This window comes from Christiangramia flava JLT2011 (assembly GCF_001951155.1).
Classification (GTDB): Bacteria; Bacteroidota; Bacteroidia; order Flavobacteriales; family Flavobacteriaceae; genus Christiangramia; species Christiangramia flava.
In genome coordinates, this window is sequence record NZ_CP016359.1 from 3,481,861 (window position 1) to 3,506,349 (window position 24,489).

At 43.2% G+C, this 24,489-nt stretch carries 20 protein-coding genes; 7 read left to right on the forward strand and 13 right to left on the reverse strand.

Annotated features, from left to right (window positions below):
- Nucleotides 1-39: 39 nt before the first annotated feature.
- On the forward strand, nt 40-345 hold the full coding sequence (locus GRFL_RS15515; protein WP_083645463.1) for a hypothetical protein: 306 nt from the start codon (nt 40-42) through the stop codon (nt 343-345).
- 52 nt (nt 346-397) lie between these two features.
- Here GRFL_RS15515 and GRFL_RS15520 read toward each other — a convergent pair whose 3' ends face one another.
- From GRFL_RS15520 to GRFL_RS15555, 8 genes are all read right to left on the reverse strand, one after another.
- A complete protein-coding gene (locus GRFL_RS15520; protein ID WP_083645464.1) occupies nt 398-2,650 on the reverse strand; it encodes a TonB-dependent receptor in 2,253 nt (750 codons plus the stop codon).
- 33 nt (nt 2,651-2,683) lie between these two features.
- Nucleotides 2,684-3,004, reverse strand: a complete 321-nt coding sequence (locus tag GRFL_RS15525) for a hypothetical protein (protein ID WP_083645465.1) — start codon at nt 3,002-3,004, stop codon at nt 2,684-2,686.
- Nucleotides 3,001-3,312 carry a DUF6787 family protein gene (locus GRFL_RS15530; protein WP_083645466.1) on the reverse strand — a complete coding sequence of 104 codons (312 nt, stop codon included), beginning with the start codon at nt 3,310-3,312 and terminating at the stop codon, nt 3,001-3,003. The genes GRFL_RS15525 and GRFL_RS15530 overlap by 4 nt, the downstream gene beginning before the upstream one ends.
- A 27-nt stretch (nt 3,313-3,339) precedes the next feature.
- Nucleotides 3,340-3,765, reverse strand: coding sequence for a DUF6146 family protein (locus GRFL_RS15535; RefSeq protein WP_083645467.1), 426 nt, complete (start codon nt 3,763-3,765; stop codon nt 3,340-3,342).
- A 34-nt stretch (nt 3,766-3,799) separates the two neighbouring features.
- Nucleotides 3,800-4,393 carry a hypothetical protein gene (locus tag GRFL_RS15540; protein ID WP_083645468.1) on the reverse strand — a complete coding sequence of 198 codons (594 nt, stop codon included), beginning with the start codon at nt 4,391-4,393 and terminating at the stop codon, nt 3,800-3,802.
- Nucleotides 4,394-4,507: 114 nt separating this feature from the next.
- Nucleotides 4,508-5,455, reverse strand: coding sequence for a D-2-hydroxyacid dehydrogenase (locus GRFL_RS15545; RefSeq protein WP_083645469.1), 948 nt, complete (start codon nt 5,453-5,455; stop codon nt 4,508-4,510).
- The gene (serC, locus tag GRFL_RS15550; protein WP_083645470.1) at nt 5,456-6,520 is read right to left on the reverse strand and encodes a 3-phosphoserine/phosphohydroxythreonine transaminase; all 1,065 of its coding nucleotides are present in this window, start codon (nt 6,518-6,520) and stop codon (nt 5,456-5,458) included.
- A gap of 72 nt (nt 6,521-6,592) precedes the next feature.
- Nucleotides 6,593-7,651: an acyl-CoA reductase gene (locus GRFL_RS15555; RefSeq protein WP_083645471.1), complete on the reverse strand. Its 1,059-nt coding sequence runs from the start codon at nt 7,649-7,651 to the stop codon at nt 6,593-6,595.
- 138 nt (nt 7,652-7,789) lie between these two features.
- On the opposite strand from GRFL_RS15555, the gene GRFL_RS15560 reads away from it, so the two are divergent.
- On the forward strand, nt 7,790-8,140 hold the full coding sequence (locus tag GRFL_RS15560) for a 4Fe-4S dicluster domain-containing protein (RefSeq protein ID WP_083645472.1): 351 nt from the start codon (nt 7,790-7,792) through the stop codon (nt 8,138-8,140).
- Between the two features lie 49 nt (nt 8,141-8,189).
- Here GRFL_RS15560 and GRFL_RS15565 read toward each other — a convergent pair whose 3' ends face one another.
- Both GRFL_RS15565 and GRFL_RS15570 read right to left on the reverse strand, forming a co-directional pair.
- Nucleotides 8,190-8,771, reverse strand: coding sequence for an SRPBCC family protein (locus GRFL_RS15565; protein WP_083645473.1), 582 nt, complete (start codon nt 8,769-8,771; stop codon nt 8,190-8,192).
- 68 nt (nt 8,772-8,839) lie between these two features.
- Entirely contained in the window at nt 8,840-9,718 is an 879-nt protein-coding gene (locus GRFL_RS15570; RefSeq protein ID WP_083645474.1) for an AraC family transcriptional regulator, read from the reverse strand.
- Nucleotides 9,719-9,935: 217 nt separating this feature from the next.
- Here GRFL_RS15570 and GRFL_RS15575 point away from each other — a divergent pair, with 217 nt between their 5' ends.
- Complete coding sequence (locus tag GRFL_RS15575) at nt 9,936-10,520, forward strand: DUF3244 domain-containing protein (protein WP_083645475.1); 585 nt, start codon at nt 9,936-9,938, stop codon at nt 10,518-10,520.
- Nucleotides 10,521-10,595: 75 nt separating this feature from the next.
- Here the strand turns inward: GRFL_RS15575 and GRFL_RS15580 are convergent, their stop codons facing one another.
- A complete protein-coding gene (locus GRFL_RS15580; protein ID WP_083645476.1) occupies nt 10,596-11,879 on the reverse strand; it encodes a carboxypeptidase-like regulatory domain-containing protein in 1,284 nt (427 codons plus the stop codon).
- Between the two features lie 165 nt (nt 11,880-12,044).
- Between GRFL_RS15580 and GRFL_RS15585 the strand changes: the two genes are divergently transcribed.
- From GRFL_RS15585 to GRFL_RS15595, 3 genes are all read left to right on the forward strand, one after another.
- Nucleotides 12,045-13,340: a serine hydrolase domain-containing protein gene (locus GRFL_RS15585; protein ID WP_083646198.1), complete on the forward strand. Its 1,296-nt coding sequence runs from the start codon at nt 12,045-12,047 to the stop codon at nt 13,338-13,340.
- A complete protein-coding gene (locus GRFL_RS15590) occupies nt 13,330-14,058 on the forward strand; it encodes a class I SAM-dependent methyltransferase (protein WP_083645477.1) in 729 nt (242 codons plus the stop codon). The genes GRFL_RS15585 and GRFL_RS15590 overlap by 11 nt, the downstream gene beginning before the upstream one ends.
- A 110-nt stretch (nt 14,059-14,168) precedes the next feature.
- Nucleotides 14,169-15,365: a hypothetical protein gene (locus tag GRFL_RS15595; protein ID WP_083645478.1), complete on the forward strand. Its 1,197-nt coding sequence runs from the start codon at nt 14,169-14,171 to the stop codon at nt 15,363-15,365.
- 5 nt (nt 15,366-15,370) lie between these two features.
- On the opposite strand, the gene treS is transcribed toward GRFL_RS15595, so the two are convergent.
- The gene (gene treS, locus GRFL_RS15600) at nt 15,371-18,664 is read right to left on the reverse strand and encodes a maltose alpha-D-glucosyltransferase (protein ID WP_083645479.1); all 3,294 of its coding nucleotides are present in this window, start codon (nt 18,662-18,664) and stop codon (nt 15,371-15,373) included.
- A gap of 131 nt (nt 18,665-18,795) precedes the next feature.
- On the reverse strand, nt 18,796-22,824 hold the full coding sequence (locus GRFL_RS15605) for a M4 family metallopeptidase (protein ID WP_158091641.1): 4,029 nt from the start codon (nt 22,822-22,824) through the stop codon (nt 18,796-18,798).
- Nucleotides 22,825-23,216: 392 nt separating this feature from the next.
- On the opposite strand from GRFL_RS15605, the gene ychF reads away from it, so the two are divergent.
- On the forward strand, nt 23,217-24,311 hold the full coding sequence (ychF, locus tag GRFL_RS15610) for a redox-regulated ATPase YchF (protein WP_083645481.1): 1,095 nt from the start codon (nt 23,217-23,219) through the stop codon (nt 24,309-24,311).
- The last annotated feature ends 178 nt before the right edge of the window (nt 24,312-24,489 follow it).

A 24,489-nucleotide genomic window follows, 5' to 3' on the forward strand; every position in this document is an offset into this window, starting at 1 on the left:
GGCACCTTATTTGCTTTATTCTGAGTAAAAATCAGAAAAATGAAAAAATTACTTTACAATAAAAAATTCCTGAAGGGTTTGATGCTGGACGGAATTGGTATGGTGACGGTAGCAATTCCTTTTGTGGGACCTTTTCTGGATTTAGCCTGGGCACCTTATGCGGCCAAGAAAATGAGTGAAATGTATCCCGGAAGAAAAGGGAAACTGGCCTCAGTGCTGGTGTTCCTTGAAGAAATCCTGCCTGGAACCGATATCATTCCCACTTTTACACTGATGTATCTTTACACCTATGTTTGGAAGAAGAAGCCTTTGACCCCACAGGTTATTGAAGTAGAAAGCTACTAAAATTATAAAAAAGGCTGCCATTTGGCAGCCTTTTTCGTTTTTACAGTTTTCCTCAAATATCCCAGCGAACTGAAATTTTGATATTTCGGCCAATATTCGGGATACCATCCATTTTCAACCTGGAAAGATGCGAGACATAAGTCTTGTTCAGAAGGTTGTTTCCGCTAAGACTGAATTGCAGCTTTTGTTTTCCGAGATTGATACTGGAACCAAAACCTGCGCTTAACAGGGAATATCCACCCGTTCGGGTCTCAAAATAACCAATTTCCTCTTTGTCAAAAACATTCTTCAGGCTGGTGAAAATGTATTTATCCAGCAATGTTTTTCCTCCCTGGAATTCGGTGCGAAGCGTGGTCGTGAGAGCGCTGGCGGGAATAAGCGGAAGATAGTCGTCTCCGCGTTTTCCGGTCACGGTCTCAAAAGTTCCCTCTACATGCAACCAGTCCAGTGGGTGAGGGTGGAAGTGGTAACCAGCCTCTCCACCATACAATACGGCATTGTCTTGAATGTAACGGTATACGTTTTCACCATCCACAATTTCATCGGTAGGGCTGATAAAAATATAATCAGCGATTCCGTTTCGGAAGGCATTGATGTATGCTTCAAAATGTTCATTTCGCCACTCCAGTGCGAGGTCTACCTGAAAATTCTGCTCATTGGTGAGATTTGCATTACCTATTTCATAACGATTCGCTCCGTTGTGGGAACCATTAGAAGTCAGTTCTGCCAGGTTGGGCGCGCGGAAACCGGTTGCCAGGTTTAGCCTGGCGGTAAGCTGATCTGAAAATGAATATTTGGTACCGAAAGCGGCATTAAAACTGGAAAAATTACGGTCGATTTCCGGAAACAGCTCTTCACCCGAAACATCCTCTGTTTTCAAACTGCGATGATCATAACGTAAGCCTCCCTGGAAATCCCATTTTGGGAGATGATAATGGGCGGTAGTAAAGACCCCTACGTCGTTGGTAACGGCATTAGGAATCAGCATTTCTTCTCCAAAATTCTCATTCTGCTGATGCATGCCCTGGCTGCCGGCCACCAATTGCAGGTTTCCGAAATCAGGGAAATTATACTTCAGGTTGTAACTGAAGGTAGAAAGGTGCATCTCCAGAGCCGGGTGCAGTTCTTCTCCTTCGTGCTCCTCATGATCTTCAGTTTCTTCAGATCCTTCTTCTTCATGATGATGCTCATCTTCGAATTCCTTGCGATTATTGAACTGGTAACCCAATTTCGCATCAATCGTGGAATTCTTCAGAAAGATCCTATTGTCCAGGCTCAACACATGATTATCAATATTCTGAAAGGGCAGCATGGGTTCTTTGGAAAGCGATTGCACACCCATTTCCTCTGGGATCCCAATTTCTGACCTATTGAAATTATAACGCAAATCAGCCTTATATTTCGAATTCTGGAACCCGGTTCCCAATTTCAGGTCTCGTTCCTTAAACCGCGTGTTGGTAACTCTAAGACCGTCACCGCCCTCATAGTCACTGTGGGCCGAAAGGCTTCCGCGGGCCATGAACTTCCATTGATCCCCGGAGGTGCCAACCATCGCACTTTCCTGGTAACCATTAGTATTACTGAAGTAGTCGCTCATAAAATTTGCCTGGAAGGAATTGGCGGCGGCATACGACTCTGGATTGAGATACAGAACTCCGCCAATGGCGTCACTTCCGTATAACAGGGAAGCAGGACCTTTGATCACTTCCACGCTCCCAATCCCCATAGAATTGATGCCAAGGCCGTGCTCATCTCCAAATTGCTGGTTTTCTAGCCGGACTCCCTGGGTGTAGACCAGGACGCGGTTTGAGCTTAAGCCTCGAATAACAGGTTTGCCAATCCCGACACCTGTGGTAATGCTCTCCACACCCGGAATTTGTGTAACCCCTTCGGCCAGGGAAACGGCCCCTCTTTTTTGCAAATCTGAGACCGATTCTCGTTCGACTTTCATCACATTCTGACTTTGCAGCTGGTGAAAAGGAGTGGAAACGATCACTTCTTCCATTTCTACTGCGGAAGGCTTCAATTGAAAATCCACCGCATCGGAAGGCAGGCTGATCTGCTGATTGATGCTCGTGTAACCAATCGAGGAAATAACCAGCCTGAAATTTCCTTCCGGAAGGTTGGAAATACTGAAACGGCCGTCATCGCCCGTAACAGCGCCTTTTTCGATTTCTGGAAAATAAATATTGGCACTGAAAACCGGATCCCCGGTTTCAGCATCGGTAATGGTTCCCGAGAAAGTATTCTGGGAATAAATGCTAGATGTCACTGCAAATAGCAGCAACCATAATATGTTTTTCATAAATGATTTTTTAAAAGATGTATACAGGTTTTTCTAGGTAAACCTGGCTGGCGGACCGCGTAGATCGTAGCAAAGCGGTTCATGATCTTCTAAAAATTCGTAAGGTGTAACTGTGATTTCCCTGGTGATCTTCGGAATGAAAACCGGGAATTCCAAAAAGCTTATTTCGAGTGCTGGATTGCTGTGATATTTGTACAGATCACAATCCAGGTCTTTTGCGTGAAAATGTTTTTTAGCGTAATGATGGCAAAGATGATGCTCGTGACCCGAAAAGATATGGGAGAAACTCACAAGGCCCGGCATTAAAACCAGGAAAGCTCCAAATATTAAAAATAAGTGCTTTAACTGCTTCATGAGATCAACTTCAGCAATTTAAAGATTCCCATTCGCTCGAGCATTTTCTTTTCAAAACCCCAAAAAAACCGGAACTGTCCAAAAATCCATCCAAATGCTACCAGTAAAACCTGGTAAATAGGGAAAATGAGCAAAATCCTGATAGGCCAGTAGATGCTCCAGTGATGTTCTTCAGAAGAAATCCCGATAAATTCACAAAGCGGGCCCGCCAGTTTCGCGGAAGTTGAACCGGTAATGGCAAAAACAATGAAAATAACCAGCAGTTGCCAGTTAGAATCGATTCCCCATCGCTCTTTCAACTTTCCCATAGCGCAAAAATAACAAAAGTGATCTTTTTAAATGCGTGTAGGAACACTAAATCGTTGATTGTATTGTTGGCTGAAGTATACAAAGTAATTGTAAAGCAGGTAATTCACCTCATATCCATAATCTATCGAAGGGTCATAATTGATCTCCTGAACGTATAAATTAGGATTGTAAGCATTTGGCTGTCGTACACGTTGGTTATATTCCGAAACCAAAAACTGGTTCTTATTTTCTAAATATGGTTGAGAGTAGTAACCGCGAGGCTTTGCATACGAATTGATAAATAAATTAAAGCCAGGTTCAATAATGATGATTTCGTACTCGAGACTGTCGTTCGCAATTCGCACCGTATCCTGTTCAGCATTGGCGATTCGGTCTTTGTTATAATTTCCACCCAATGAACCACAACCGGTCACGAAAAGAAGTAATAAAGCTATGTAGAGTAAATTTTTCATATTTCAAATGTAATAAAGTACGGTTTAAAATGTCCTATCTTCCGCCGGCGTAACCTCCCAGAATACTCTCGTCATCCTCATTCTCATCGCTTCCCAAGGCAATTTCCTCTTCCGTGTGAATCAGGTTTCCAGAGTCATCGTGCTGCGTGAAAAGTTTTGCAACATCCTGTTCATATACTGCATTCACGCCGGAAAGACTGTCGAGCAGCTTACAGTGGTCTTCCCGTTTCAGGTTTTTCCTGGACGAGATTTGAGAAAGGATGGCAAAAATGAGTCCGCAGGAAATCTTGAGAATTTTTTCAAGCGATTTTTCTGAAATGCCCAGATCCCGGCTTAAAGCTATTATTTTCTCCTGCCTGGCAGAAGAGAACATGTTTGCAAAGACTTTCTCGCCTGTTTCTTTTAGCTTCGGAAGATTGGTCAACTGAATTTTTTCCAGTTCTGAAGCGAATTCTTTAGAATGATTGGTTCCCTGGTCGCATTTGCTTCGGTGAACGCTTAGAACAAAAGGCAGTGTAAAGATATATGCCCTGTGAATTTCTTTTGGATTCAATCCAGTTTCTTCACCTGTCTTTTCCATTAATTCATTTCCCACGTGGGTTCGAAAAATATCCAGAATATTTGCCATAACCTTGTTTTATACCGAAAGGTACCAAGATTAAACAGGGAAATGCTTTAAAGAAATAATAAAAAAACCGGCAATTTCTAGTTACCGGTTTCCATCTTAAAGAATTTGAGCATTTTACCTGTATTCCAGTATTTTTCTGGCCAGCTCAATTCCAATTCGTTCCTGAGCTTCCAGGGTACAGGCTCCGATATGCGGACTTAGCGAAATGCTTTCGTTCATCAACAGGCGAATTTCAGGTGTTGGCTCATTTTCATACACATCAAGTGCGGCAAACCAAACCTTTTCATCTTCTATAGCGTCTAAAAGTGCCTTTTCATCAATTACTCCGCCACGGGCTGTATTGATAATGCCAACACCGTTTTTCATTTGGGCAATTTCCTCTTTCCCGATCACCGGCTCATCCTGTGAGGGCACGTGAAGCGTAATAAAATCTGAATGCCTGATCAGATCTTCCACCGGTTCAGTCTTGATTGGGATTTTGATGCTCTGATGATTGTAAAATTCCAGTTCGATTTCTGCTTCGCCCACTTCATGGTCGCTGGCTATGACCTTCATTCCAATGCCCAGCGCAATTTTGGCTACTTCACGACCAATCCTTCCGAAACCAATGACCCCAAGGGTCTTACCCCGAAGTTCCATTCCTTTGGAATACGATTTTTTGAGTTCTTTAAACCTGCTGTCTCCTTCCAAAGGCATATTCCTATTGGCGTGGTATAATTGGCGAACACCTCCAAAAAGGTGCGCGAAAACCAGTTCTGCCACCGAGCTGGACGAAGCATCGGGTGTATTGAAAACCTTGATGCCCTTGCTTTCGGCATATTGTACATCAATATTATCCAGGCCAACTCCGCCACGCCCAATCATTTTCAGGTTTGGGCATTTATTGATAAGCTCTTTTCTGACCTTTGTGGCACTTCTCACTAATAGCGCATCAATCTGGTTGTTATTAATAAAATCTGCCAGCTGGGAATCGGCTACTTTTTTCACGATTACCTCGACTTTATTTTCTTCCAGAAGTTTGATCCCGCTTTGGGAAATACCGTCATTGGCGAGTACTTTCATTTATGCTTTATTTTCTAATTCTTTCATTACATCAACTACCACCTGAACGCTTTCCAGCGGCAGGGCATTATACATGGAAGCCCTGTAACCGCCAACGCTGCGGTGGCCATTGAGACCGTTTACGCCGGCAGCCTTCCAGGCATCATCGAAACGATCCTTCAAAGAATCATTCGTAATATTGAATGTTGCGTTCATCGGTGAGCGATCTTCCCTGGCTGCGAAGCCTTTAAAGAGTGGGTTGCGATCTATCTCTGCGTACAATAATTCGGCCTTTTCATCATTTCGCTTTTCCATCGCCGCAATACCACCATTTTTTTTGATCCACCTAAGCGTTAACAGCGAAACATACACCGCATAAACAGCGGGAGTGTTGAACATGGAATCTTTGCTGATATGTACTGCATAATCCATCATCGAAGGAATTTTTCGGTCTACCTTTCCTAAAATATCTTCTTTGACAACTACCAGGGTTGTTCCCGCCGGACCCATGTTTTTCTGAGCTCCGGCATAGATCAGGTCAAATTTTGAAAAATCCAGACTTCTGGAAAAAATATCACTGCTCATATCACACACCATACTTTTGGAGGTGTTGGGAAAACTTTTCATCTGGGTTCCGAAGATCGTATTGTTGGAAGTACAATGAAAATAATCAGCATCGTCCGGGATAGAAAATGTTTTCGGTATATAATTGAAGTTTTGATCTTTAGAAGATGCCACTTCAATTATTTCTCCAAAAAGTTCCGCTTCCTTGATCGCTTTAGAAGACCAGGTCCCGGTATTCAGGTAAGCGGCTTTTTTATTCAGCAAATTGTACGCGGTCATCAGGAATTGCATACTGGCACCTCCCTGCAAAAACAGCGCTTTATAACCTTTGTTATTTAAACCAAGCAGCTCCAGAGCCAGTTCCCTCGCTTCTTCCATCACCGATACAAAGCCGGCACTGCGATGGGAAATTTCCATGATAGACAATCCGGAATTGTTGAAATCAAGAATGGCTTCGGAAGCTTCCTGAAAAACTTCCTGCGGAAGGATGCAGGGTCCTGCACTGAAATTATGCTTTTTCATAAAAGTTGGTTTTATAGCACAAAGATGGCAAAAAAGCCCTGAAAAGCTGTTAGGAAAACGATAATTTGAAACTTATAAGCTCGCCAGGAATGCAATGGTGTCTACATCATCAGCATAATCCCATAGCTGCGGTTTCTGGGTTTGCCCAAACGCGACCGAATCTGCTGTTTGCTCCCTGGAAACGATACATTGTAATTGCTCCCGGTTTTCTTTCAGCTTTTGCTTCAGGTCTTCTTCCGAAGTATAAAATTCATAAAATAGCGTGGCAATTGGAGAACCAAAGCTACTGTCTTCCTTCAGCATCAAAAAGCCATTTTCCAGCAATTGGAATTCGCTCATGAGGTATACCGCCTTGTTATAATCGTAGTTATTGGCGTATTTATCACGGTTGATGATGGGATTCCAGTCGTAGATCGCCTCGAAGAATTGATCAAAATGGTAATTTTCAGGAACGTATAATTTGGAAACATTTCGGCAACCGAGTCCGTAATACCTGAAAATATCTTCACCCAGCGCCTGGAGCTCTTCGGAAGTTTCCTTACCGGAAAGAATGGCTACGGAATTCCTGTTCTTGCGGATAATTGCCGGCTTTTTTTTGAAGTAATATTCAAAATAACGCGCCGTATTATTGCTGCCGGTAGCGATCACCGCATCAAAACCCTGAAGCTGTTCTTTAGTGAACTGAATGCGATTCTCGTAACGACTGTCGAGTTTCATCAAATATTTTGCAATAACCGGCATTAAAAGCTGGTCGTTGCTGGACTGGCGTATCTGAACCGAATGATTGGCCACGAGCACCGAAATAAAGTCATGAATCCCTACCAGCGGAATATTGCCGGCCATCACGATTCCCACCGTTTTTCCGCCACTTTTGGAAAGGTCGTATTCATCGAGCCACAATTTCAGGTTACGCGTGGTTAAAGCTTTGCTCCACTGCTGAAGGGCAAAACACACATTTTCTCTATTGAACCAACCATTATGATGAATCGAAGCATCTATTTTTGCGTTCATTTCGTCAAAAAGTTCTTCATTGAATCGCACCTCTTCCTGCTGCGCAGTGCCTTCAGCCCTGAATTGCCCAAGGAATTTGCCCAATTCGGCGAGATGAGACTTATGATCATCTAATGTCATGTGAGTTTGGTTAAGAGTTTTTCACGTGTTAAATTTGTGAGTGCGAAAATAAAGCTTCCACGGCTGAAAACCATAAATATTCCTAAAAGGCTGCTTTATTTTTGGTTCAGTAATTAAATTTACAAATAAAAGAGAGCTATGGCAATTGTAATAACCGATGAATGTATAAACTGCGGGGCTTGCGAACCCGAGTGCCCGAATACCGCGATCTACGAAGGAGCTGATGACTGGAGATATGCTGATGGTACCGATCTGGAAGGAAATGTAGTACTTCCAAACGGGCACGAAGCAAACGCGGAAGAACCCCAGGAACCAATAAGTGATGAGATCTATTATATCGTACCCGATAAGTGTACCGAATGTAAAGGTTTCCATGAGGAACCACAATGCGCGGCTGTTTGCCCGGTAGACTGTTGTGTGCCTGATGATGATCACGTGGAGAGCGAAGAAGAATTGCTGGAAAAGCAACGTTTTATGCACCACGAATAACGATCCTTAACTGAATAAACAATCCCCGTACTAAGCGGGGATTGTTTGTTTACCGAAAAGCCATTTCTGATTGAGTTTCACCTGAAGATCCTCCAGATTCCACCAGTTTCTTGAGGTTGCTCATAGCCGCTTCAAAATCGGGTCCCACCATCTCATCCATATTCATGAAAAGATTAAGCACGTTCATTGGGCGTGGGGAAACCGACTCAAATCCATAAGTCACCCTAGTCGACCCAGAGCCAGTTTCATCCAGCTGCACATAAGCATCAGCTTTAGATTCGTATGGAGTGAGAAAGCGTAATTCAGATTCGATCCTGGAAGGTGCCTGGATCGAAGTGATCTCCTGTTCGCCTTTCCCTACGGTTTCTGGGTCGCCATCCCAAGAATAAACTGAACCCACTTTTCCTTCAGTTCCGCGGTACTCCAGTTTCATATCGGGATCTTTTTCAGCCCAGGGGCTCCATTGGTGCATATCTTCGAGAGAATTTACATATTCCCAAACCGTTTCCCGGGGCGCATCGATAGTGATGGAGCGGCTTACTTTAACTTCAGTTGGAGCTACAAACGCTAGGATGGCAATGATGACGATGATCACCGCCAGAAAAATGAGGAGGTACTTTAAAAATTTCATGCTTGGAAGGTATTTAGTAGTTCTATTAAAAATAGACAATTTTCACCATACCTCCTCAGGAAATCCTGTCAGGAAACCAGGAACCTCAGTTCATTGCGGTAAGTAGAAGGTGATTTTCCAGTGAATTTGCGGAATTGTTTATTAAAATGACTGAAATTATTGAAACCGCTTTCAAAACAAACCTCTGTAATGCTGATTTGTTTTTCATGTAGCAATTTTGCAGCATGCGCCAGGCGATATTCGTTCACAAAACGCGTAAAAGTCTTACCCGTGATTTTTTTGAAATAGCGGCAAAAGGCCGGTGTCGTCATATTCACTTTATTGCTGATCTCTTCCAAGGGGATAGATTGCTGAAATTCCTCTTTTACAAAATTGAATACCACGTTTATGCGGTCGTTATCCTGTAATTCGGTTTCCAGGATAAATCCCTGTGCATTGAGAATGGTATATTTCTCGGTTTGTTCTAGGGCTTTGAAGATTTCTAGTAAGGATAGGAGCCGGTGGAAAGGATCCAGGTTTTTAAGGTTTTCGATCTTTTTGCCAATTTCGCGTTTCGTATCACCGTGAAACACAATTCCTTTTTTAGCCCGCTCGAAGAGATTTTGCAGAGAACGCATTTCAGTTAAAGTAAAAAAACCTTCTCCAAGGAAATCCGGTTTCATTTGAAGTACGGTTTCACACTCATGACCGGTAAGGCTATCAGTAAAAGCACAATGCGGAAGGTTGGAGCCAATGAGGATCAGGTCTCCATTTCTGTAATAGGAAATATGGCTCCCGATTTGCCGTTTTCCCGAACCACCATTTACATACACCAGTTCGATCTCCGGATGATAATGCCAGAAACTGTAGTTTTTATTGGAAGAGTTGGTGTAATAGGTGCGCAGGGAAAAGGAACTGCCAAATCCCGGCTCAATCTTTTCTAGGGTAGGTTTGGAAAGTACGGCCATCAGCTTCGGGTTTGTACTAAATTACTCTGATTTTCTGAGGTGGGTGGTTTGCAAATTTACCTATAAAATGTGGAATATTAACCGAAAACGTTTTTATAGCAGTTTTTGACATCAATAAAGCATAGAAATTGGTTTATACAGCTGTATCGTTTTAGTCTTTTTCGGTCTAAGTTTGAATCATATTAATCTCAGTTCTAACCCTTAAAAACCTAAGATTATGAAAAAAGCAATCAGTACCCTAGTAGCGGTTTTCAGTTTGTTAATGACCGCTAATGTCAATGCAGCCGATGGGCTGGATTTGAAGATCAGCGAACAGCAAAACCTGGTTGTAAATCTCCAGGACGTTGAAGATAATGCTGTTTTGAGTTTGATGGACGCTCGTGGAGAGGTGATCTTTAAAGATCGTTTCCTGAATGAGAAGAACTATTCCAAAACCCTTTCATTTCAAAACCTGCCAGATGGAAACTATACGTTGAGCCTGGATAAGACTTTTACGATTTCCACTTCGGTGATCAAAAAGAAAGGAAATGAACTGCTGGTAAAACACGAGAATTACGAGTTCGTTTTTAAACCGGTCTTCAAGACTTACGGTAAAAAAGTATTGGTTTACATGGCCAATCCAACCGAAACTACTGCCGAGATTCTGATTTTCGACAAAGCCGGCGAGCAAATTGGCCAGTTAAAGACTAAGGATTTGGTATTAAAGAAGACTTTTGATTTTAAGACGGTACCTTCCGGAGAATACATCGTAAAAGTGAAATACGGTGAACATGTTTTCGAAGAGACCGTGAAACTTGGATAGTTTCAAAAAACAGATACATTAAAGCCACAAAAAAAGCCCGGATCTTTCCGGGCTTTTTCCATTTTAAAATTCAAACTATCGCTCATCTTCAAAATTTCTTTTGATCTTATCGATAGCATTCTGAATGGATTTGTCTGGTTCAATAATATTATTGCTACCCCAGAAATTCGTGTCGTAAAATCCTGAAACATCATCCACCATGACAATATTAGGCCTGATGAGCGATTCTGTTTGCCGGAAGTCTTCACCCGCGTAATTTTCAAGATCGGTCACGACCATCTCGCTATTGATCTTATAACGGGAATTAAAAATTTTTCTTTTCCAGTTCACCACGTATTCCATTTCGGCTTTACCGTAGGCATAGCGCCACTTACCGTTATTTTGGGCATAATCTACCTCGTAGTTCAGCTCCACAGGATAAACCTTGGAACCGTTCGGTTTTTTCTTCACAAACATTTCCTGCGCCTTGCTGCGATCATCCACATTCAGGCTATAATCGGCTTTGACCAGGGTGGAAGTTTCCGCATCAATAAAGAGCTTGCCAAAATACCACGGATCGCTGTGATCAATTTCACGGAAGTCAACCACATAAGTATAGCGATCATTGATTTTGGTTGGATCGTCAAAAGAGAATTCATACGATTCCAGCATTCCCGGGCGCAGCACATATTCGGTGTACTTCATCATATCCAGATACAGCGTATTGAATGGCCCGCCTTTCAGTTTCATGGCCACCGTGTCCAGTTTGTCATAATCGGTACTTTTTCGAGCTTTGTAAATAGATACAAGGTCTTTTTTTGCACTGTTATATGGCGTTTTGTAGATTTTCAGTACCGCTTCGGAAAGACTTACGTCACTCCAGCCTTTTTTGATGGTTTCGCGGTAGAAAGAAGTCATCAAACTTTCATCATTAAAATAATTTTCGTCCTTTTTCGTCAGCATTTCCTTGACCAGCAATTTAGCGTCGGTCGCCTGATAAAGACTGATTTCTGAAAGTTCTTCCACTGTTTCCTCGAGTTCGATACGCGTGTCCTGAGGTTTGAAATAGGTTAGCGGAAGAGTCTTGCTTTGAAAGCCCAAAACTGAAATGGTCACCGTGGCTTCTACCAGGTCTTCCGGAACTTTGAGGGAAAACTTCCCGTCTTCGTTGGTGATGGTAGAAATATTGCTATTGTTTAACGCTAAAAAAGCAGAAGCAATTCCCCGGCCATTGCTCGAGTTCACCACTTCACCACGATATTCCACATAATCTTCAGCTTTGGGTTGAAAAGCAAAGCTATATGCCGAAAAGAGCAGCATGGCGATTAGCGCCAGAATGCTGCTGTTTCGGCTGTAGGGAAATATGCCAGTATTTTTCATAAGCCTTTGAATTTTAGATTGATACTAAACTTATACAATATAATTAATTTCCGGCGTAATTTGATGTGAACAACTCATAATTTGATGCGAGACTTTACGGATAATTCAGAATTTGAAACCGCACACATTTTTTCGCTAATTTTAAGGCTTAGCGATACCATCTTTATGAAAAACCTATTTTACTGCTGCTGCTTCCTGTTTCTCCAAATAGGAATGGCCCAAAACGATTTTACGGAAACAACACCCGAAGTTCTGGGGATTTCTTCGGAAAGACTTGAAAAGATAAGCGCTATGCTGCAGGAATCTGTTACAGAAAAACAAATTCCCGGCGCTGTGGCCCTGATCGCCCGAAACGGCAAATTTGCTTACTGGAAATCTTTTGGACAGGCGAATGCCTCTGGAAAAGGACTGGAACGGGATGCCATTTTCCGCATTGCTTCGCAAACCAAGGCAATTACAGCCACGGCAGTAATGATTCTCTGGGAGGAAGGGAAATTCCAGCTGGATGATCCCATTTCGAAATATATTCCGGAATTCAGCAATCCTCAGCTTTTGGAAAGTTTTGATGAGGAAGACAGTACTTTTACCACCAAACCGGCAGGGAAGGAGATTACGATCAGGCATTTGCTTACTCATACTTCCGGCCTTGGCTATGGGATGATCGATGGGGATGAACAATTCAGAAAGATCTATAGCAAAGCTGGCGTGACCGATCTCTTCACTACGGAAAAGATTAGTATTGGGGAAAGCGTAGAAAAACTCGCCAAATTACCTTTACATCATGTTCCAGGTGAAAAATGGACCTATTCCGAAGGTTTAGATGTGCTTGGTTATTTTATTGAAGTGGTCTCCGGTAAAGCTTTTGACGAATTTCTGAAAGAACGAATCTTTGAGCCACTGGGAATGAACGATACTTATTTTTATCTTCCGCAGGAAAAAGCTGGTAGGCTGGTGGCCGTGCAGGAAAAAGTTCAGGGAAAATGGAAGAATTTTGGATTGACTTTCTACGATCCAGATTACCCGAAAAAAGGCGCCAAATCTTTTTTCTCTGGCGGTGCGGGCCTGAGTAGTACGGCAAATGACTATGCCCGGTTCCTGCAAATGTACTTAAATAAAGGTTCCTTCAATGGGAAACACATTCTCAGCCCAACCACCGTTCGAACTATAATGAGCGAACAGGTGACCGATCTTTTTGGCGGACCTGAGAATTTCTACGGACTCGCTTTTGGCATGATCAATCAAAAGGCAGTGACTAAGGGAGGCCAGGGGAGTGCCGGCACGTTCGATTGGGGTGGATATTTTAACACCCAGTATTTTGCTGATCCTGAAACCAATACTATTGGGATTCTAATGAAGCAAACTCAGGGAGACCTAAATGATGAGACGGCCTGGAAATTCCGCCAGATGGTTTTTTCCAGCATCGTGGAACTAGAGCCGGAACAACCAAAAAATGAAAGATAATTTTTCCGGGCATTCCAGTGATTACGCAAAATTTCGACCGGAATATCCGGCCGAGGTCTATACTTTTTTAAAAGAAAACCTTTCAGGATCTGATTGCGCCTGGGATTGTGGAACGGGTAACGGCCAAGTAGCCTCCCGTCTTGCAGATTTTTTCAATCTGGTTGAGGCGACCGATATCAGCCAGCCACAATTAAAAAATGCCATTCAGAAAAATGCAATTCATTACTCCCTTCAGCCTGCTGAAAAGGTGAATTTTCCAGATGCTGTTTTTGACCTGGTCATTTGCGGGCAATCGGTTCACTGGTTCGATTTTGCAGCATTTTTTTCCGAGGCAACAAGATGTCTGAAAAAAGGAGGATTATTGGCATTGATGGGTTACGGGCTCATTCGCGGCAACCAAGCTTTTAACCAGGTCATGGATCATTTTTATAATAATATTATAGGTCCATACTGGGATCCCGAGCGGCGCCACCTGGATAATGAATATCAGGATATTCCCTTTCCTTTCGAGGAAATTCCAGCTCCGAAACTCGATTTATCTTTAAAATGGGATATAACCCATTTGCTGGGGTATCTGCGAACCTGGTCGGCAGTTAAGCATTATGAAAAAGCCCATGGGAAAGATCCGGTGCAAATCGTGGAAAAAGACCTCAGAAATTCCTTCGAAAATTTAGGAAGCGTTAAATTCCCCATAATTTTGAGAGCCGGTAGAGCCTGAATTGCCCCGTTTCAAGCTATTTTAGCCCGCATGATTACAAAAGCGTATGGTCGTGGCACGAAATATGGTCCAACTGCCAGCGTTATAAGATTGCTATAAACCAACAACTTATGAGAAAATACCAATTATTGATAATTGCCTTTTTTTTAGGAATTTCTACCTCTTTTGCCCAGATCTATTCAGAAGATCAGGCCTCCAATGTTACAGATGAAGTCCTCAAGGAGTTGAATAGGGAACGGGCATTGCTCAGCCAAAACCTGGAATTTCGTATCAAGGAGATCGATTCCAAGATTAACACTCTGGATGAAAGCATCAAAAACACTAATTCGGCTTCCGAAAAAGTAGAAAAACTACTGGAGCGCGTAAAATTTCTGGAAGAGAGACAGGAAGAGATCGACAAAAACACCGTCAGTGTTTACAAATACAATTATAGTTCTGCAGTACTGAACCTGGCTTCGATGGAACGCGAGATCAAACCGCTTAACCTTTTCAATACTTCCCGGGAGTTCTATTCCACGCTGGACCGCATCAGTAACCCGATGAATTATGAAGGTTACCAGCAATGGTTTGGAAAATTTCAGAATTTCGTAAAGGAAGAACAGGAAGAAAACGCACGTCTTGCTGCATTGAATCACATGATCCAGATCACCGGGAACCTTGCTGAAGGAACGCCATTTACCGGTGTTTTCGCAGGAAGTTTGTTTGACGGGATCAGTACTTTTATCAATTCCCTGAACCGAAGAGATAAGGAGCTGAAAAAACAAAGTATGGAAATGCTGAAATTGACCACTTCTATTTCTCAGTTTACCCATGATAAAGACCTCATCGAAACTGAATGGCAGGGTATCAATAAAAGTCTGAATGAGCTGAAGGACCTTCAGAATGAAGCGATGGAAGATAATCTGGTCGATATGCTGGGGATCAACATGAAAGATTTCCAGGAACATTTTACCAATGAAACCGATGCAAAGAAACGAACACAATATATGCTGGATATCTCCAAGATCGCGGAAAATAAGATCGTGGAAGAGCGCAGTAAGAATCCTGAAAACTGGAAACAGGAATACCACGACCAGATGCTACAGGTGCAGAATTTGAAGATCCGTTTCGGGATGCTGACATTCAGAATACTGGAAAACCTCAACAAATACGAGAAGCTTATCGATAAATACGATGAAGATCCTTATTTGAAGGAGGAAATGAAGCAATTACGATTAAAGCTCGACCTGGTGCGAAACAGTTTTGAATCTACCTTCAATCCCCAGGAATACATCAAAGCCAGTAACGAAATGTACATCGTGGAATAAGCGTATTATTTGCGGTGATATTTCACAATAGCCTTAATCCCCCTGAGTGGAATAATAACCCATTCAGGGCGATTTCTCAGCTCATAACTCAACTCGTATAGCGCCTTTTCCAGCAAAAAGGTATGCATCAAAATGCGGAAATCTTCCCGGCTGGCCGGCACAAAATCGGCATTTTCAGCATTCTCGAAATAACCTTTCAGGAATAACCTGCTTATATAGTAATGCCAGTCTTCTGCCCAGGTTTCAAGTTTTCCCTCTTTGCGTTGCTGGTCGAATTCTGAAGAAAGAATACTGCTGTAAGTCACATAATGGAAGGAGCGGATCATAGCCGCCAAATCGCGCATCGCGGAACGCCTGATCCTTCTCTCGCTAAATGACCTGGAAGGATCCCCTTCAAAACTGTTCATAATATATTCTTTCCCGGTCCAGAGAATCTGTTTCAGGTGGTAATCGCCGTGAGTCCTGATCTTCATCACGGGAATCTTGTGGTCATAAATATCTTTGAAACAATTGAGAATTTCTTCACGCATCCTGATAACTTCGCGGGCTTCCTGCTGAACATCTTCCGGCAGTTCTCCCATTTGCGTTTTTAGATGCTGCAAACTGGTCCTGGTAAGTGTTTGCAGTCCAGAAAACAGCGAGCGCTGGTAATGCAGGGAAGATTCTTCCTTGTCAAAATCTTCATCGCGAGTGTCTTCTGAAAGTTTTTTGTGTAGTTCTGCCGTGAATTTGCCAAGCTGGTGTACACGGTCTGGGACGATCACCCCCAGGAGTTCCCTCATGTTTTCAGGAATTTCTTCGTAGCTGATCGCCTGCGTAAGCCTGCCTTCGGTTTTTTCCCGTTTAAAATGTTTGGTATTGGTAAGCACATTTTCGAAATATCGATCTGCGGAATCCTTCATATACTGCCAGACTTCACCCTGATTTTCAGTAACCTTCTGAAGCATCCCGAGAATGTAGGGTTTTCCGGATATCTTATGGAATTCCATGGAGCCCTGGTAAGGTGAAATATGCTTGAAATTAGCCCTGCTCAGGAATTTCACCGTTTCCACATCAGGATTAAAGGTGAGGTCCAGTTTTCGGTATAGCTTCAGGACATATTCATCATCATAGGTGATAACGGTTTGCCGGCTTTCTGTATCGATGAGTCGGGACCTGAAATTTTCTTCCTCGAGTTCAATTCGTTCTTCCGTAACGAAAAGCAGCTCTCCTTTTTGCTTGTTTTCAATGAATTGCTCCAGTAAATGTTCGCGAAAAGCTTCGGAAAAGACCGCGTCAAAAAGAATTCCCTGATCTTTGCCAATTTTCAGTTTCGCGATCACCCCGCGATCTGGAATTTCTCTTCGAAGTTCCTCGTCTTTATCATGACAGAAAGCGATGGGTAACTGGTAAGTTTCCGGGAGACCTTCATTATAAGTTACTTCCAGGATTACAATTCTTACCGCCAGTTCATTGGCATCTACATCTACAGTATCTTTAATATGAATCTCCTGGATGATGCGGCCGTGACTTTCAAACCACTGTCGATGCAATAAATACGGCGGCAAAATGCTTTCAGATAACTTCTGAAGCGTCCTGTTCTTCAAAAGGTTTTCCCATTTATCCACTTTTAGTTCGGGGATATTCGTTTCCCCTTTTACACGGGCGCGTTCCTTTTCTAAACTGAACCAGTAATAACCATAAGGCGCAATGGTGAATAAATATGGATCGTCTGTGATCACCGGAAATTTATTATGACTGAAGACTTCTACCGGAGTGTAGCCTTTGAATTCGGAAAGATCAATTTCCGCCGGTTGGGAAAATCGCGATAAATTACCTAAAACCAGGATCTTTTCATCTTCAAAGGTTCGGGTATAGGCAATGATCTTGGAGTTAGCAGGCGACAGGAATTCAATATCTCCGCGGCCAAAAGCGCGATATTTTTTACGCATCCCGATGATCCTTTTCATCCACCATAACAGCGAGGAAGAGATCATTTTCTGGGTTTCCACGTTGATCGATTCGTACTTGTATTCAGGATCGATGATTAGCGGCAGGTATAATTTCTGCGGATTGGCAAGCGAAAAACCGGCATTCCGATCGGCCGTCCATTGCATGGGTGTGCGTACACCGTCCCGATCTCCTAAATAAAAATTGTCACCCATTCCTATCTCATCACCATAGTACACGATGGGTGTTCCCGGAAGGGAAAACAGGAGCATATTCATCAACTCGATCTTATTTCGGTTATTTTCGAGAAGTGGCGCCAGGCGGTGCCTGATCCCAACGTTGATCTTAGCCTGCGGATCTTTTGTATAAACTTTGTACATATAATCCCGTTCTTCATCGGTCACCATCTCCAGGGTCAGTTCATCATGATTCCGAAGAAAGATTCCCCATTGGCAATTTTCAGGGATTTCAGGAGTCTGGTCTATAATATCTATAATAGGGTAGCGGTCTTCCATCTTTACCGCCATGAACATTCGTGGCATAATGGGAAAATGGTAGTTCATGTGGCATTCATCCCCGTCTCCAAAATACGCGGCGGAATCTTCAGGCCACATATTTGCTTCCGCTAAAAGCAGCTTATTATCGTAATTGGCATCAATGTATGCCCGTAATTTTTTCAGAAATTCATGGGTTGGAGGTAAATTTTCACAATTAGTGTCTTCTCTTTCAAAAAGATAGGGTACAGCATCCAGGCGAAAGCCATCCACACCCAGCTGGCACCAGAAATCAAGAACATTAAAAACTTCCTGTTGCACCTCGGGATTATCAAAATTCAGGTCTGGCTGGTGAGCAAAGAAACGGTGCCAGTAATAAGCCTGCGCTTCAGAATCCCAGGACCAGTTGGATGGTTCGGTATCCGTAAAAATGATTCGCGCATCCTTGTATTTTTTTGGGTCGTCGCTCCAAACATAGAATTCTCTTTCCGGGGAACCGGCGGGAGCTTTTCGCGCCTTTTGAAACCAGGGATGCTGATCGGAGGTGTGGTTGATGACCAGCTCGGTGATCACTTTTAGTCCGCGGGCATGGGCCTCCTCAATGAAATTTTTAAAATCCTCCAGGTTTCCGTAGGAAGGATTGATCGAATAATAATCTGCAATATCATACCCATCATCCCGAAGAGGAGAGGGGTAGAATGGAAGGAGCCAAATTGCCGTGACACCGAGATCTTCCAGGTAATCCAACTTCTGCAACAGGCCCTTAAAATCACCAATTCCGTCGCCATTGCTATCGAAAAAAGCTTTTATATGGAGTTCGTAAATAATGGCATCCTTATACCATAGACTTTCTTCGGAATAGCTTTGTTCATTCATAGTGTTTATTTTTCGATCATAGCGTACTATCTAAAAGTAGGAAATCTGCCAGCAGCTTCAGTTAAAAAAAAGCTAAAGACTGCCATAAAAAAAGCCGGGACACAGCCCGGCTTCTTCATTTTCTTAATTTTTTACTTTTTCAGGAAGCGCCTGTTATAGACTTTTCCATCTTCGGTGTAAATCTTCGCGATATACAGGCCGGAGAGTAGCCTGGACACATCGATGCGCATACTGGCACCAGATTTTTCCGCTTTTTCACTACGAACCATCTTCCCATTTAGGCTGTAAATGCTTACCATACTGATAGGTGATTCTTCCAGTTCCAAATTGATCTGGCTTACAGCCGGGTTAGGATATAATGTGAGTTTTCGGGAGTCATTCACCGGAGCCTCGTTGCCTTCGTCCAGCTTTGTAAGGTTCTTCTCATCCGCCTCCTGGGTCTTGCCGTTTCCTTCGATTATGGATACTTCGCTGAAAGTGGCGTTCACATTACTACCAATTCCGGCAGTCTTTGACGAAAACTTCAGCCGGACACTACCAATTTCGGTCCAGTTATTCTGATCTACGGAATAGGATGCGGTCACCAGGTTGCCAGACTGTTCCAATCTGAAATATTCCGGAAGACTGGTCAAAGTATAATTCCCAAAACTGATGTTTCCGCCGCTCGATTTACGATACGCAAAGCGGAATTCACTGGCACCGCTCAGGGGATCGGCCTCTATACTGATCGCGGCAAATTTACTGCCAGCCTGCAAATTTTCCCGAATCTGAAGCGTTGCCTCGTTCTGCAATTCCTCCTTACTGAGCGCATCCAGGCTGGCCACGATCGTCACATCTGCTGAAACATCTTGATAGGTATAATAGAAGGAATCGCTGCGGGCATTCAAACCAGCGCCACTAGCCTCGACGCTGAAAATCGCATCATCATAGCAGGTTTTTCCGCTGCCATTGCCAATAGCTGCCGACTTCCATGGTGAGGGAGCTGCAAAACAATACTGAAAATCCTGTGCCAGGCCTACTTTTCCGGAGCCGGTAAACGTACCGGTGTAAACCTTATAAGCATCTTCAGAATTCACTTCGGTCACGCTGCCGTTTAGTTCAAAATTCTTTAAACTTTCATCAGCCTCGTCAATTGTAGCAGCATCTACTTTGATCGGTAATAATTCCAAAGGCTGGTCAAAACTGCTCAGCTCCTTATCAGTATAATAGATGCTCAGGTCATAACTGGCATTTTCATTTTCGGTATTTATACTGAAAACTTTGGAAGCTCTCGCCGTATTGATGTTGGAGAAAACTTCAAAACCGTTTCCGGATTCTTCGATACTCAACGTCACACAGCCCAGATCTTCCGTCGCATTGCTGATCTTCGCGATCAGGCTTTTATCGGAATTTGCCATGAAGTATACGGTTGTCCCCGCACTCACGTTGGTGGTCATGGTTTTACCAATTTCCGTAGCAATTCCGGCAGGCACTGCGGTCACCGTCACATTATCAATAGCAAAACTGAATTCAGAACCCGCGTTGGCATCGTTGTACCATCTCCAGCCTAGGTAAAATGATTTTCCTTCCAGCTCCGGAATAAGCCCGGAAAACTGGCCGTTTTCAATACTTACGGCTAATGGACCTGATCCTACAAATTTCTGAAGGGACTGATAGTTCGCGCCGTCAAACGTATAAACAAATTCCCCGTAGTCAAAAATGATCGTTGGATCCACCGCATCGGTCTCACCACCGGCTTCCCAGTCAAAACTTACGTTCACATCCTGGTATCCCATGGCGTTGATGAGCCCGGTTTGCAAAATCACTTCAGAAGGGGAGGCCTGGTTATAAAAAGGAATGTTTACCAGGCTATCATTCACATAAGCGCGGCCAGCCGCAGTGAGATCTCCATTTACACTCCAGCTGTTAAAACCTTCCGTGATAGTTTTGATGCTCCACTGCTGCGGAAGTCCATTTCCGCTGAAATCTTCAGCCAGCAGAGTTTCTACGGTAGAACCGGTTCGTGGTTCAAAATCGTTATCAGCGATACGGAATACCTGCTGCTGAAATTCATTGTTATAAACGAAGGAAAGGGTAATATTTTCAGTATCCTCGATCACCGCATCGTCAAAAACCTTGATCTCGATGGTTTTTCTTTCGGAACCTGAAAAAGTAAGATCGGTAGCCGAAATTTCAAAATCTTCCCCCTGCATGGCAGTGGTTCCGCTTAAATTCAGACTAATCGTAGCAGTCGGGTTTACATCCACACTGCTGATCACCACTTCATAAATTACAAAATCATCACAACCGGTTTCGGTATTGTCTTCTGAAAAAATGGTCACATTGCTATCACTGAAGCTAATGGTATTGGGTTCCCCGGAATTGTAGGCTTCTCCCACATCTACTCCAAACCAGGCATTGGTTACCTGCTGCTCTTCAAAGGAATCGATCCCGTAAAGGCTCTGCGCCGCAAAAATAGAAGCGTCGCGCATTTCGGCAAATTTGGCATTTGGTGAAAGCAATGTCTCTGCCATATAGGTAATCGCTTCCGCTTTAGAAAAGCCGATGCCTTCTACCGAGTAGGAATTTCCAGCGTCTGTAATTTGATCTTCTACGGCAGGTTTTCCGAAGCCGGGTGACAAAGTTTGGCCGCTGCCGGCAACCATAAGGTAATACCATTTGTTCAACACACCACTATTATTGTGTACTCCACACTGGTCATTGGCGAGGTTAGGAGTACCACATTCAGGGTCTGTCCAGTTATCTCCACCATAACAGTCTGGATTTCCTTCTGTTTTAGGAGCGTCCATCCAGCGTAAGGCGCGAGAATCAGGATCTCCGGCGGGAAGACCGCCATCACTTTCGTCAATTTGCTCACCAATTCCCCAGGTATCGAACTCCAAAGAAGAATCAATTCTTGTCAAGACATAATTTTCTACAGAAGCCGCCCAGATATCTGAAAGCCCTTCATTCATGGCTCCGGATTCGCGCTGGTACACCAGGTTTGAAGTAAATTCACAAACTCCGTGACCAATTTCGTGGGCACAAACGTCCATAGAGGTCAGCGGGGCAAAAGACCCGTCGGGGTTGGTGCCGCCCTGGTAACTTCCGTCACCATAGGTCATTGCGGTACCATTCCAGAAAGCATTGTCATATGCATCGCCGTAGTGCACGTAATTGAATATTTTAGTTCCCTGGTTATCGTAGCTCAGGCGATTATGAACGTCTTTCCAGTAATCAAGAACTACTTCAGCTCCCCAGTGTGCGTCCAGGGCCACGTCGTCGTTATTTTTTTCATTGGCCAGCGGATACGGGTTCAAGGTGGAAAATTCATCTTTACGATGTTCCGAAGCATTCCAGATATTATCGGCTGTTTCCGGATTTAGCAGGTCGCCATCACCATCAGCAATAGGAACCGCAAAAGTCTCCAGTGCCGGAACGCTTAATGGTAGCCCGCCAATTCCTTCATAAGAAAGGGTTTCATTTTCTACACCGCTTGGGGTGACGCCTTTCAGAATAAAATTACCGTCGGTATCCTGGGACGAATCAAACTGTCTCCGCCCGGCATAGCGCGTATCACCAATTCCGTTTAAATAAGCGGGTTGCGGCTGCGGTTTTGGAGCGTCTTCCGTAACATGCTTGATAATCGCATCTTCCAAAAGAATATTCCCGTTATTGGCATCTACATACACATAGGCTCTGGAAATAGGCTTGGCCGCATAAATATTGAATTTATACGCAAGGGAGAGGTCAACTTCAGGCGTGGCATAATCATCTACGTAAACCAGTTCACCTTTTGGATAAAACTCGTCGTAGGTTTGCTGAACAAGCAAATTGCTGCCAAGGCTTAGTACATATTCCCAGGAATATTGTTCTGCGCCAATATGGGTCAAAGCCTTTTGTAATGCTGCATCTTCGGAAAGACCGGCGGAAGTTGCAGCATTGTCCAGAATATAATATTCTGAAGTAAATGCGATCACCTGGTTGTTTTTCACAACGGCTTTGATAAGCCCGTGTTCCACTTTGATTCCAGACTGGTACTGTTGAAATTTGATAATCTGAAAACCTTTATTGTCCAGTATTTCCTGCTGCTGAAAGCTGGTTTCTGCGGAAGTTCCGAAGATTTCAGAAAGGAATTGCGGGACATCTGAAGGAATTAGATCAGATTTTTGAGTGTTCATTCTAATGAATGTAGGGGTCTCTCTGGCTTGGTCGATTTTAAAACTTTCAATTCTCGGGTCGTTAGAAAGGTTTTCGGAGAGGGTTTGTGAGGTTGTTTGGGAAAAGGAAAAAATAGGGATTAAAAAGATTAAAAGAAGGCACATTTTTGCCTTTGGTAAAAGTGCAATCATAATTTGGTTTTTAGGTTAATTTCCTTATTTACGTAAATTTTGGAGCTATGGTTTTAAAATTCAAGTTTTTATAAAATTTTTAAGAGTCAAAATGCGGTATTTTAACAAAATCACTAAGAAATTTATAATGAAAATTCCTTCAGGGTATTTATTGGGAAACTTTAAAAATCGAAGGGAAAGATTTATATTTGCGCGCCTTAAAGGAATCTTAAACACATCATATGAAAGCTGGAATTGTAGGACTGCCAAACGTTGGAAAATCAACTCTTTTTAACTGCCTGAGCAACGCGAAAGCGCAGAGTGCTAACTTTCCGTTCTGCACCATTGAACCCAATGTAGGGGTGGTAAACGTTCCAGATCCTAGATTAACCAAACTTGGAGAACTGGTAAATCCTGAAAAAGTGATTCCTGCTACGGTAGAGATCGTGGATATTGCCGGGCTCGTAAAAGGTGCCAGTAAAGGAGAAGGCCTGGGCAATCAATTCTTAGGTAACATTCGTGAAACCGATGCGATCCTGCATGTTTTAAGATGTTTTGATAACGACAATGTGGTGCACGTAGATGGTTCGGTTGATCCAATTCGCGATAAGGAAACCATCGATATTGAGCTTCAGTTGAAAGACCTGGAAACAGTAGATAAGAAACTTGAAAAAGTGAAACGTGCTGCCAAGACCGGAAATAAGGAAGCTCAGAAAGAAGAAGCTGCGTTGCTTAAGGTGAAGAATGGTTTGGAACAGGGGAAATCTGTGAGAGCGATCGAAACTTCCGAAGAAGAGCATAAAGAATTCATCAAGCCACTTCAGTTTATTACCGATAAACCGGTGATGTATGTGTGTAACGTAGATGAGAATTCAGCCGTAAACGGAAATGAGTACGTAGAAAAAGTGCGTGAAGCCGTAAAAAATGAAAATGCCGAGGTATTGGTGCTGGCCGTGGGAACAGAAGCTGATATTACCGAATTAGACGATTATGAAGAAAGACAAATGTTTCTTCAGGATATTGGCCTGGAGGAGCCGGGTTCCTCCAAACTTATTCGCGGCGCCTATAGCCTGCTAAATCTACAGACATATTTTACTGCAGGGGAAAAAGAAGTGCGTGCCTGGACCGTAAAAGTGGGAGCTTCTGCTCCTCAGGCTGCCGGAGTGATTCATACCGATTTTGAAAAAGGTTTTATTCGTGCTGAGGTGATCGCCTATAACGACTATGTGCAGTTTGGCAGCGAAGCGAAGGTAAAAGAAGCCGGGAAGATGCGCGTAGAAGGGAAGGAATACATTGTAAAAGATGGAGATGTGATGCATTTCCGTTTTAACGTGTAATAGATTGAAGATATTAGAGTTGAAATTTGAGAAATTTTTAAATCTTCCTATTTAGGCGTTTAAGATCTATCTTTTTTACTCAATTTTCATTCTAACTCCTTATTTCTCCTATCTAATTAACATTTGATCCCAATTCTTTGTTAATTACTTTCAGCCGAAGCTATTTCGGTTTTTTAGC